Raw genomic sequence first — 10,375 nt, 5'->3', positions numbered from 1 at the left:
CCCCGGCGAGCCCCCAGTGCCGCCGGCTCCCGCCGAGGACGGCCCCCTGGCCCCCCTGCGCTTCCGGCGGGACCGGCGGCACAAACTGCTCGCCGGGGTGTGCGCCGGACTCGGGCGGCAGTGCGACATGGACCCGGTGATCTTCCGGATCACGCTCACCGTGCTGTCGGCGACCGGCGGCATCGGCCTCCTCTTCTACGGCTTCGCCTGGCTCTTCGTCCCGTACGAGGACGAGGACGAGAACGAGGTGCGCAAGCTGCTCACCGGGCGGGTGGACGGCCAGGCCCTCACCGGCGTGCTCTTCGCCCTGGTCGGATGCGGGGTGTTCCTCACCATGCTGGGCAACACCGGCGTGCTGGCCTTCGCCGTGGTGCTCTCCCTGCTCCTCGCGGGCGCGGGGTACTGGTCCCGCCACCGCGGCACCCCCGACCCCGACCCGCTCTCCGCCCAGGCCGTGGCCGACGCCCCGCCGGAGGCGCAGGCCCCGCCGGTGGCCGCGGGCTACCCGTCCTGGTGGCGCGACCCCATCGTCAAGGACGGCACCCACGTCGGCGGCACGGGCTATCTGTGGGGGCCGAGCGACTCCCGCGACCGTGACATCGCCGCCGCCGTCAACATCGGCCGCGGCACCTGGAGCCGGCGCGAGGAGCTCGCGGCCCGGACCCGCCCGCCCAAGCCCCGCGGGCCCCGCTGGATCGGCGGCTGGGTCTTTCTGCTCGCCCTGCTCGCGGGCGGTCTCGGCACCGCGGCGACCTGGGAGGACCATGCCCTGGGCACCAGCCTGCAGACCGGTCTGTCCTGCGCGCTGATCGTCCTGGGCCTGGGCATAGCCACCAGCTCCTTCCTGGGCCGCACCGGAGCGGGCTCGATCTTCCTGGCGGTCGTCACGGCGGGCCTGCTCGCCACCTCGGCCGCCCTCCCGAAGGACATCACCACCCACTGGGTGCGCACGAACTGGACGCCGACCGCCGCGCAGAACATCCGCGCCCAGTACGAACTGGGCACCGGAGTGGGCACCTTGGACCTGTCCCACGTGGACTTCGCCGAGGGCCGTACGGTGACGACCCAGGTGGAGGTGGGGGTGGGCCGGCTGCTGGTGATCGTGCCACCCGACGTCACCGTGGAGGCGGTCATGGACGTGGGCGTGGGCGACATCCAGTTGCCGGGCGACGACCAGAAGGACGTGGACGTGGCACCCGGCAAGCGCAAGGAGGTCACCCTGAAACCGGCCCCGGGCACCGAGAGCACCGCCACCCTCGACATCGATCTGCGGGTGGGCATCGGACAGGCGGAGGTGAGCCGTGCTGCGTCATGAGTTCCGGCCGGGAAAACTGGTCGCCGGCTTCTTCCTGACCGTCGCGGGCATCACCTACGCCGGTGACGCGGGCGACGCCTGGGACACCCCGTGGTTCGCGGTGATCCCCCTCGTCGTCGGCGGTCTCTGCCTCGCCGGTGTGGTGGGCCTGCTGGCCCGGAGCGTGCGCAACCGCCGTGACCGGAGCCGCGAGGACAGCAGTACGAGCGCACCGCCGGAGGCCGACCGTACGACACAGCCGCCCGTACCCCACTGATCACCGACGCGCGGGCGGGGGGGACAGTCCGGCACCGGACCGACGGCCGCTCTCCCGCCACCGGCAGCTCCCCGCCACCGGTGCCTCTATGCGACCGGGACTCCGCCAGCCGGAGCTACCGGTAGCCTCCCGCCCGCCGTCGTCGTCGGGCGCGCAGGGCGGCGTCCACGGAGAACACGGAGGCACCCGCGAGGACGAGCGGCAGCCAGGCCATCAGGTAGGCGAGGTCGTTGCCGTAGTAGTACGGGTCGGAGGCCCAGCTCACGGTCAGCCACAGGCTGAGCGAGATCAGCGCGCCGCCGAGTGCGGCCAGGCGGGCGAGGATGCCGAGCAGGGTGCCGATGCCGACGGCGAGCTCGCCGAAGGCGATGGCGTAGCCGAAGCCGGCGGGGTTCTTCAGGGACAGGTCGACCAGTGCGGGGATGGCCGCGGAGTCCCGGACGCTGCGCATCATGTCGCCGATGGAGCCCGAGCCGGAGCCCTTCATGAAGGCGCTGTCGGTCAGCTTGTCCAGGCCGGCGTAGACGAAAGTGACACCGAGGAAGATCCGCAGCGGCAGCAGGGCGTACTGGCCGATGGTGTCCCGCCAGGAGCGTTCTTCGTCGTAGTAGGGGGTGTGCGTGTCCGTACGAAAACTGTGAGTCATCGCTTCGAGCCACCTCTCACCAGGGTGCCGAGCCCCTCACCAGACGATACGCACGAAGAGGCGGCCGTGCTCAATGCGCTGCCGGGTTTCCGCGGCCCGACGACACGAGCGCCGGCCCGCCGATCCGTCAGGCCGTCGGACCGTCAGTCCGTCACGTCGATGGCGTACCGGTTCGTCTCCACCCCGGCGGCCGTCACCACCTGCACCTCCACCCGGCCCGGCTCCACGTCCGCCGGTACCGGCACGGTCAGGACCTCGTCGGTGGGGTTGCTGAAGCCGCCGGCCACCGGCACCAACGGCACGTGCACGTTCACCGGCCCGATCCGCACCACCATGCGGGCCAGCCGGTCCGCCCGCTGTGCGCCCGGCGGCACGAACCCGGCACCCCGGATCTCGATGTCGTCCCCGGTGCGGACGGGACCGTCCAGGTCACCCGCCTCCCGCGAGCGCACCACGGAGAGGATCACCGGCCGGCCGCCCTCCGCGTACTTGCCCGCCACATAGGTCGCCGCGGACACGAGCACCACCACGGCCAGCCCCCACGGCAGATCCGGCAACTCGTCCGGCCGCCGGGCCAGCCGCACCGCCGCGAACAGCAGGGCGACCGCGCCGATCACGACGTACTGGATGTCGGCGAAGGCGCCCCGCCCGGAGTCGTCGGTCAGCAGGTCGGAGGCGCGGGGCCGGTCGGCCCGCACCTTCTGCAGCCGCTGCCCGAGCACCCGCAGCCCGACCACCCGCCGCACCAGCACGGCGATGGCGCACACCACGGCCAGGACGGTCACGACCCCCGCGCCGCGGGCCAGTTCGAGCCCGGAGATCAGCGCGTCCCGCTCGGCGCTGTCGGAGGCCGCGGCCAGCCGGCCCACCAGCACCAGCACCGCGTAGGCGACGAACAGCACCCACGCCACGGCGACGGCCCGCGAGGTGGACAGCCGGTTGTCCTCGCCGATGACCGGTGCGAGCACTCCGCCGCGGGCCCGGTGGAACCAGGACGCGGCGGTCAGCGCACCCGCGACCACGAGCGCCGCGACCAGCCCCGCCGTACGCGCCGCGGTCCAGCCGGCCCCGATGGCCGTCAGCGCCTGGACGAGGAGCAGCACCACGACGGCGGCCCATACGGCGTACGCGGTACGACGCCACAGCCGCGCGAGCCAGGCGGCGCCCTCGGCCCGGCCCCGCTCGGCGACGGCCTCGGCGGACTGGGTCAGTTCCTCCGAGACCCACTGCCGGGAGGCTGACGCGGAGTGCGCCACGGCCGCGGGCAGACCCTGGCCGGCGGCGAACTCGTCCCGCTTCAGGAGGAACTCGGCCACCGCCCGCCGGTGTCCGGCCCGCGCCCCGTGCGGGCAGTCCCCACAGGTGCAGCCACCCTCGTGCGCACCGGTGGGCACACCCCCGGCCGCGCTCTGTCTCGCTTCCTGCACCGCCACGCCCGACGCCCGCCTTCCCACGACTCCTGGCCCTTCGGCCCCACATGACCTCACGGCCGACCGACCGCACAACCCGCTGCCGAACCCCGAACAACTCCCCCGTGTCGACAGCGAATTGTGCCCTACAGCACACCCCTCCCGTCCGGCAGGTGTGGTCAGCGCGGGTGAAGCGGGGCCCGCCGTGTTGACCCGGCTGCGAGAATTTCCGTATGGCCGAGATCATCCAGCGTGACGGGACCTGGGCCTTCGACGGCACAACGGTCCGCATCACGCCGGGACTCCACCGCTCCGTGCCGCTGTTCCGGCAGACGTACGGCGAGGTCGCGGTGCCCCTGGACGCCATCGCGGGCGTGGCGTTCGAGCCGGAACGCAAGCGCGGCCGGCTGCGGATGCGGCTGCGGGAGGGCGCGGACCCGCTGCTGCACGCGACCGGCGGACGCCTGCCGGACCCGGCCGATCCGTACCGGCTGATCGTGGACGTGGACCGCGCCGGGGTCGCCGAGTACGTGGCCGAGGAGATCCGCCGCGCCCTGCTCCTCGACCAGATCCCGAAGGAGCCGACGAAGACCTATCTGCTGCCCGGCCCGCCGGTCCCGGTGTCGGTGCGCTCCTCCGACGGCACGGTCTCCTTCGACGGCACCCAGGTACGCATCGACTGGGCCGAGACCTCCGACCGCGTCAAGCGGGCGACGGGCCCGCGGATCATCGACGTGGGTGACCTCGTCCAGGTCGAGTGGTTGCCCAACTCCGGTTACGAGGACGGCTTCATGCGGTTCGTGACCCGCGGGACCTCCTTCTCGAAACTGCCGCCGGAGAAGGACCCGTACGCCCTCGACCTGTGGGGCAGCACCCGCCGCGACCTGCTCACGGCGCTCGTCGCGACGGCGGTCACGGCCCGGCTGCCGCACCCGTCCACCCGCGGGGACATCGCGTACGGCGACGGAGGCGGCCACCGGCCGCGGCTCGCCGCGTCCGCCGTTCCCGCGCCGGCCGACCATCACGACGTACTGCTGCGCAGGCTGCGGGAGCTGGGTGAGCTGCACCGCGAAGGGGTGCTCACGGACGAGGAGTTCGCGATGACGAAGGCCGCGGTGCTGCGGGGCTTCTAGTGCATGCCGGGTTCCTAGGTCAGCAGGTCCGGCTCGCTGCGGGTGATGTCCTGCCACAGCGGCTGGTAGTTGATCCACGCCACCAGGTCCCCGCCGAGCTGTTCCCGGGTCGCCACCGCCGCCCGGTGGTCGATGAGCACGGGCCGTCCCGCCGCGCGGGCCAGCAGTTGCACCTGGCTGGAGCGTTCCATCGACAGGAACCACCAGGCCGCCGCGTCCACCGAGTCCCCGACGGTCAGCAGTCCGTGGTTGCGCAGCACCAGCGCCTTCCGGGACCCGAGCGCGGCGGCGATCCGGCGGCCCTCCTCGGCGTCGACGGCGACCCCGGTGTAGGCCTCGTAGAGGGCGTGGTCCTCGTAGAAGGCGCAGCTCTCCTGGGTGATCGGGTCGAGGAGCTCACCGAGGGCGGACAGGGCCCGCCCGTGCACGGAGTGGCAGTGGGCGACGGCGACGACGTCGGGGCGGGCGGCGTGCACCTGGGAGTGGACGGTGAAGGCCGCCTGGTTGACGTGGTAGCGGCCGTCGAGCACCTGGCCGTCGGAGTTGGCGAGCACGAGGTCGCTGACGGTGACGTGCGGGAACGGCATGCCGAAGGGGTTGACCCAGAAGCAGTCGGTGAACTCCGGGTCGCGGGCGGTTATGTGCCCGGACACCCCGTCCTCGAAGCCGAGCCGGCCGAAGATCCGCAGCGCGCCGGCGAGCCGCTCCTTGCGGTGCCGGCGTTCCTCCTCGACGGAGTCGTGCATCGGCGGCATCGCGAAGTGCAGCTTCTCGGTGGGCACCGGCATCGGCGGAGTGGGCCCGAGGGGCGTCCCGTGCATGTGCTCCTCCAGCACTGGGTTGCTTTACGGGGCGGAAGTTACCGTCGGTCAGCGCGGGAGAACAGGGCTGGTTCGTAAAGATGGTGCACACAGCGGATACCGGACAGCAGATGTCGGGTATCGGCGGAAGACTGGCCGGCATGAACTGGGCAGCTTTCAGCTCCGCGGAACCCGATCTGGCAAAGACCGTCGAGACCCGCTTCGGTGCGTTCACCCACCATGTCCTCGCCACGCTCCGCAAGGACGGCTCCCCCCGCACCACCGGCCTGGAGGTCCGCTTCCTGCGCGGCGAACTCTGGCTCGGCATGATGCCGGGCTCGCTCAAAGCGCTCGACCTGCGGCGGGACCCGCGGTTCGCGCTCCAGGCGAACCCCGGGGAGGGGCAGTCCCTGGGCGGCGGCGACGTCCGGATCACCGGACGGGCCGTCGAGGTCGAGGACCCCGGCATCAAGGGGGCGTATGTGACAGAGGTGGAACCGCCGGAGCCGTTCCACCTCTTCCGCACCGAGCTGACGGAGGTCGTGCGGACCTCCGTCGAGGACGAGAAGTACCTGGTCCTCCAGATCTGGAAGCCCGGCGAGCCCCTGCGCACCCTCAGGCGCGCCTAGGGCCTACTCCCACTCGATCGTGCCCGGCGGCTTCGACGTCACGTCGAGCACCACCCGGTTGACGTCGGCCACCTCGTTGGTGATCCGCGTCGAGATCTTCGCGAGGACGTCGTACGGCAGTCGCGACCAGTCGGCCGTCATGGCGTCCTCGCTGGACACCGGGCGCAGGACGATCGGGTGGCCGTAGGTGCGGCCGTCGCCCTGGACGCCGACGGAGCGGACGTCCGCGAGCAGGACCACCGGGCACTGCCAGATGTCGCGGTCGAGACCGGCCGCCGTGAGCTCCTCGCGGGCGATGGCGTCGGCGTCGCGCAGCAGGTCCAGGCGCTCCTTGGTGACCTCGCCGACGATCCGGATGCCGAGGCCGGGACCGGGGAACGGCTGGCGCTGGACGATCTCGTCCGGGAGCCCGAGCTCCTGGCCGACCATGCGGACCTCGTCCTTGAACAGCTTGCGCAGCGGCTCGATCAGCTGGAACTCGAGGTCCTCGGGGAGGCCGCCGACGTTGTGGTGGGACTTGATGTTGGCGGTGCCGGTGCCGCCGCCGGACTCGACCACGTCCGGGTAGAGCGTGCCCTGGACGAGGAACTCCACCGCCGGGCCCTCGTCCGCGATGATCTCGGCCTGCGCCTGCTCGAAGACCCGGATGAACTCCCGGCCGATGATCTTCCGCTTCTCCTCGGGGTCGGAGACCCCCTTGAGCGCGGTCAGGAAGCGCTCCTCCGCGTCGACGACGACCAGCTTGACGCCGGTCGCGGCCACGAAGTCCTTCTCGACCTGCTCGGTCTCGCCCTTGCGCATCAGGCCGTGGTCGACGTACACGCAGGTCAGCTGGTCGCCGATGGCGCGCGCGACGAGGGCCGCGGCCACCGCGGAGTCAACGCCGCCGGAGAGCCCGCAGATCGCGCGCTTGTCACCCACGCGCGAGCGGATCTCGGCGACCTGCTCCTCGATCACGTTGCCGGTGGTCCAGTCCGGCTTCAGGCCGGCGCCCCGGTACAGGAAGTGCTCCAGGACCTGCTGGCCGTGCGTGGAGTGCATGACCTCGGGGTGGTACTGGACGCCGTAGAGCTTCTTCTCGTCGTTCTCGAACGCGGCGACCGGGACGACGTCCGTGGACGCGGTCACGGTGAAGCCCTCGGGGGCGGCGGAGCAGGCGTCGCCGTGGGACATCCACACCGACTGCTCGTCCGGGGTTCCCTCGAACAGGGTCGAGCCGGACTTCGAGACATGCAGGGGCGTACGGCCGTACTCGCGGGCGCCGGTGTTGTCGACGGTGCCGCCGAGGGTGGTGGCCATGAGCTGGAAGCCGTAGCACATGCCGAAGACCGGGACGCCGGACTCGAACAGCTCGCGGTCCAGGCGCGGGGCGCCCTCCGCGTACACCGACGAGGGGCCGCCGGAGAGGATGATCGCCGCCGGGTTCTTGGCGAGCATCTCCGCGACCGGCATGGTGCTCGGCACGATCTCGCTGTAGACCCGGGCCTCGCGGACGCGACGGGCGATGAGCTGGGCGTACTGCGCACCGAAGTCGACGACCAGGACGGTGTCGGGGGCGGCGGCGGGGTTCGCTGATGACACGGGTTGCCTTCCGGCGGTGAGCGAGGTGTGTGGTACCGAGTCTACCGGGAGTCACGGGGCCGCCTCGGGGCCCAGCCCCCGTCTCAGGATGCGAACCGGGTTGGACGCTCCCACCGGGCCCGGCATACTGCTGCCATGCTCACGCAGACGACCTTCCGCTTCACCTATGGCACCCGGCCCGCCGGCTGCCATGGTCGTGCCGCTTGAGCCACTGACAAGCGACTTCCCCAGGCGCCCCGGGCCGACAAGGTCCGGGGCGCCTGGTGTTTTCCGGACCTTGCCGCTCCGGGGCACCCCACCCCACCAAGGAGCCCCACGTGACCACCACACCCGAAGCGATCATCGCGGACGCCCGTGAGCGCATCGACGCGCTCGACGACCGGATCATCGGGCTGATCCAGGAACGGACGGCCGTCTCGTCCGTCGTCCAGCAGACCCGCATCGCCTCCGGCGGCCGCCGGGTCCACCTCGCCCGCGAGATGGAGGTCCTCGGCCGCTACCGCGAGGCGCTCGGCCGGCCCGGCACCTCCCTCGCCATGACGCTGCTCGAACTGTGCCGCGGTCGCATCTGAGTTCGGGCCCCGCCTCACCCGTACGGCGCGTGACCGCCGGGCCGCCCGCCTCGTTGGTGGTGGTGTCCGTGCCAGCCAGGGGCGGGCCCGACAGAACCACGCGTGGCTCGCTGGAGCGATGAGGCGTACGGATCACGCCGTGCGCCGTGGGACCTCGCTCCAGGAAGTGACCGGACGGCAGGGGACAGCAGCCCGGTCACCCAAGAGAACGGCCGGCTCCGGGGACGCCCGGGGCCGGCCGGCGGGGCGAATACCGGCACAAGGCTGGGTCAAACGGTTGCGGAGGCCGCGCCCATCCAGCACGATGCCTGGAAAGCCCCCAAGTCCCTCCGCAGACAACAGCATTCGTCCTGTCACCGCACTGCCAGAGGTCCGGACCAGCCCTGCGCCCTGGTGGCACGGTCACGGAGAGCAAGCGGCGCAACCCCCCCGGCGCCGCTCCCAGGCACCGGCGCTGCCCTGACGTCGGTGCTGACGGAAGAAGGGCCCCGCGGCTCCGTCCCGCGGGGCCCTTCGCATGCCCGGTGCGGGGTTCAGACGCGGGAGACCGTTCCGCAGCCCTCGGCACGGCCGGGGTCGAGGGGCTTGCTGCGGTCGTACGGGTCGGTGGTCGGCCCGGTGGGGTCCGGCCCGGTGGTTCCGGACGAGCTGAACGACGGGTGCAGATAGCCGTCGTAGACGTCGCAGGCCGAGTTGTTGATGTCCTGGTCCCAGTTCACGACGGTGAGCTTGCCCGGGGTGACCTGGTACTTCGCCGGGTCGGGGATCTCCACGTCGAGGATCCGGCGGATGATGGTGCGGGTGACCTCGGTGGAGCCGTTGGTCTGCACGACCGGGTAGACGAAGGTGTAGTCGGCGTGCACGGCCACGGAGGCGTGGTCGCCCGCCTTGAAGGTCATGCGGCCGCGGGTCTTCACGACGTCGCCGACCAGCCGCACCTCCCCGGGGTCGAAGCGGCTGAACATCCACAGCGGGTCGTGCTTGTCGTCGGGCTTGCGCAGGCCGGTCTCCAGGAGTCCGCGCACGTCCTTCTGCAACGGGTCCAGCAGGTCGAGCGCCGCCTTCGGCCGTTCGCCGCGCAGGGTCGCCGGGTCGAGGTTGGACTCGACGAGGAGCTTCCTGGTGAGCTCCAGGACCCGTTCGACGTCCGCCGCGGACCGGCCGCCGACGGCCTTCGCCTCCGGTACGGCGATCCCGGCGGCACCGTCGGCCCAGCGCTTGGCGGGCGATCCGGCGAACGGGTCGTCCAGGGTGGGGATCGCGGCGGCCTCGGCGGAGGGAGCGGCGGTCGGCGCCGCCGTCTCCTGGGGCAGCGGGGCGGCCGCGGCCTCGGAGGAGGTCTTCCGGCCGAAGGGGTCGCCCGGCACCAGCGAGGGCTTCACCGCCACGACGGCCACCGCGACCGCGACGGCGATGCCGAGCACGCCCCACAGGCCCCGGCGGCTCTTCCTCTCCTGCCAGGCGGGGCCGGTGCGCCACCCCTCCGGGAGTTCGCCGCGCGCCTCCTGGCGCCGCAGCCGCTCCGTCACCTCGCGGGCCCGCGCGGAGGGCTCCTTGGGGGCTGAGTCTCGGATGTCCCGCTCGGTGTCACGGGTGAACTGTTCCCAGACGTCGTCGGGGATCTTGGGGTCTTCTGACACGTCGGTCAGTTCTAGGGCCTGGGAAAGCCCGTTCACAAGGCCCACCTGGAGGTGTGACTCAGCCCACATAAGTTTTCTGTGAATGCCCGCACAACCATTCACACCTGTCGTGGATCAAACCTCACGAATCACGGGCCCCACCCGCGCCCCACACGCGGAGGCCTCTCCTAGACGCGTGCCGCGCGAGTGCGGCACACCTGACTTCCGAGGTCTTCATGAAGCTTCGTCGTGCACTGGCCGCCGCGGCCGCGACCGCCGCGATAGCGCCGCTGGCTCTGTTCGCCGCGCCCAGCGCCTTCGCGGACGAGTCCCCCACGCCGACCGCGGCCGAGAGCACGCCGGCCGGCGAGAGCACCCCGACGGCCCCCGAGAGCACCACCGCGGCCCCGGAGAC

10 protein-coding genes are annotated in these 10,375 nt (G+C 72.1%); 5 read left to right on the top strand and 5 right to left on the bottom strand.

Features of this window, described 5'->3' with window-relative positions; translation table 11 throughout:
- Positions 1–1,315, top strand: a 1,315-nt coding sequence (locus tag AOJ26_RS23225) for a PspC domain-containing protein (RefSeq protein ID WP_053850279.1), incomplete at its 5' end; no start/stop codon positions are given.
- Entirely contained in the window at positions 1,302–1,571 is a 270-nt protein-coding gene (locus AOJ26_RS23220; RefSeq protein ID WP_053850277.1) for a hypothetical protein, read from the top strand. The genes AOJ26_RS23225 and AOJ26_RS23220, both read left to right, overlap by 14 nt.
- Before the next feature lie 115 nt (positions 1,572–1,686).
- Here the strand turns inward: AOJ26_RS23220 and AOJ26_RS23215 are convergent, their stop codons facing one another.
- Together AOJ26_RS23215 and AOJ26_RS23210 are read right to left on the bottom strand one after the other, a co-directional pair.
- On the bottom strand, positions 1,687–2,217 hold the full coding sequence (locus tag AOJ26_RS23215) for a DoxX family protein (RefSeq protein WP_053850276.1): 531 nt from the start codon (positions 2,215–2,217) through the stop codon (positions 1,687–1,689).
- Positions 2,218–2,360: 143 nt separating this feature from the next.
- Positions 2,361–3,650 carry a hypothetical protein gene (locus AOJ26_RS23210; protein WP_053850275.1) on the bottom strand — a complete coding sequence of 430 codons (1,290 nt, stop codon included), beginning with the start codon at positions 3,648–3,650 and terminating at the stop codon, positions 2,361–2,363.
- Positions 3,651–3,859: 209 nt separating this feature from the next.
- Between AOJ26_RS23210 and AOJ26_RS23205 the strand changes: the two genes are divergently transcribed.
- Positions 3,860–4,759 (top strand): DUF4429 domain-containing protein, encoded by a 900-nt coding sequence (locus AOJ26_RS23205; protein ID WP_053850274.1) that lies wholly within the window; start codon positions 3,860–3,862, stop codon positions 4,757–4,759.
- 14 nt (positions 4,760–4,773) lie between these two features.
- Here the strand turns inward: AOJ26_RS23205 and AOJ26_RS23200 are convergent, their stop codons facing one another.
- The gene (locus AOJ26_RS23200) at positions 4,774–5,580 is read right to left on the bottom strand and encodes a class II aldolase/adducin family protein (RefSeq protein WP_053850273.1); all 807 of its coding nucleotides are present in this window, start codon (positions 5,578–5,580) and stop codon (positions 4,774–4,776) included.
- 140 nt (positions 5,581–5,720) lie between these two features.
- Between AOJ26_RS23200 and AOJ26_RS23195 the strand changes: the two genes are divergently transcribed.
- Positions 5,721–6,188 carry a pyridoxamine 5'-phosphate oxidase family protein gene (locus AOJ26_RS23195; RefSeq protein WP_053850278.1) on the top strand — a complete coding sequence of 156 codons (468 nt, stop codon included), beginning with the start codon at positions 5,721–5,723 and terminating at the stop codon, positions 6,186–6,188.
- Between the two features lie 3 nt (positions 6,189–6,191).
- Here AOJ26_RS23195 and guaA read toward each other — a convergent pair whose 3' ends face one another.
- The gene (gene guaA, locus AOJ26_RS23190; RefSeq protein ID WP_007384156.1) at positions 6,192–7,769 is read right to left on the bottom strand and encodes a glutamine-hydrolyzing GMP synthase; all 1,578 of its coding nucleotides are present in this window, start codon (positions 7,767–7,769) and stop codon (positions 6,192–6,194) included.
- 317 nt (positions 7,770–8,086) lie between these two features.
- On the opposite strand from guaA, the gene AOJ26_RS23185 reads away from it, so the two are divergent.
- Positions 8,087–8,341, top strand: coding sequence for a chorismate mutase (locus AOJ26_RS23185; protein WP_053850272.1), 255 nt, complete (start codon positions 8,087–8,089; stop codon positions 8,339–8,341).
- A gap of 533 nt (positions 8,342–8,874) precedes the next feature.
- Here AOJ26_RS23185 and AOJ26_RS23180 read toward each other — a convergent pair.
- Positions 8,875–10,017, bottom strand: coding sequence for a hypothetical protein (locus AOJ26_RS23180; RefSeq protein ID WP_053850271.1), 1,143 nt, complete (start codon positions 10,015–10,017; stop codon positions 8,875–8,877).
- Positions 10,018–10,375: the final 358 nt, after the last annotated feature.

It is taken from the genome of Streptomyces sp. NRRL B-24085, assembly GCF_001282115.1.
Classification (GTDB): Bacteria; Actinomycetota; Actinomycetes; order Streptomycetales; family Streptomycetaceae; genus Streptomyces.
Note: the sequence above shows the minus strand (reverse complement) of the source record. Positions and strands in the feature narration are given on the sequence as shown.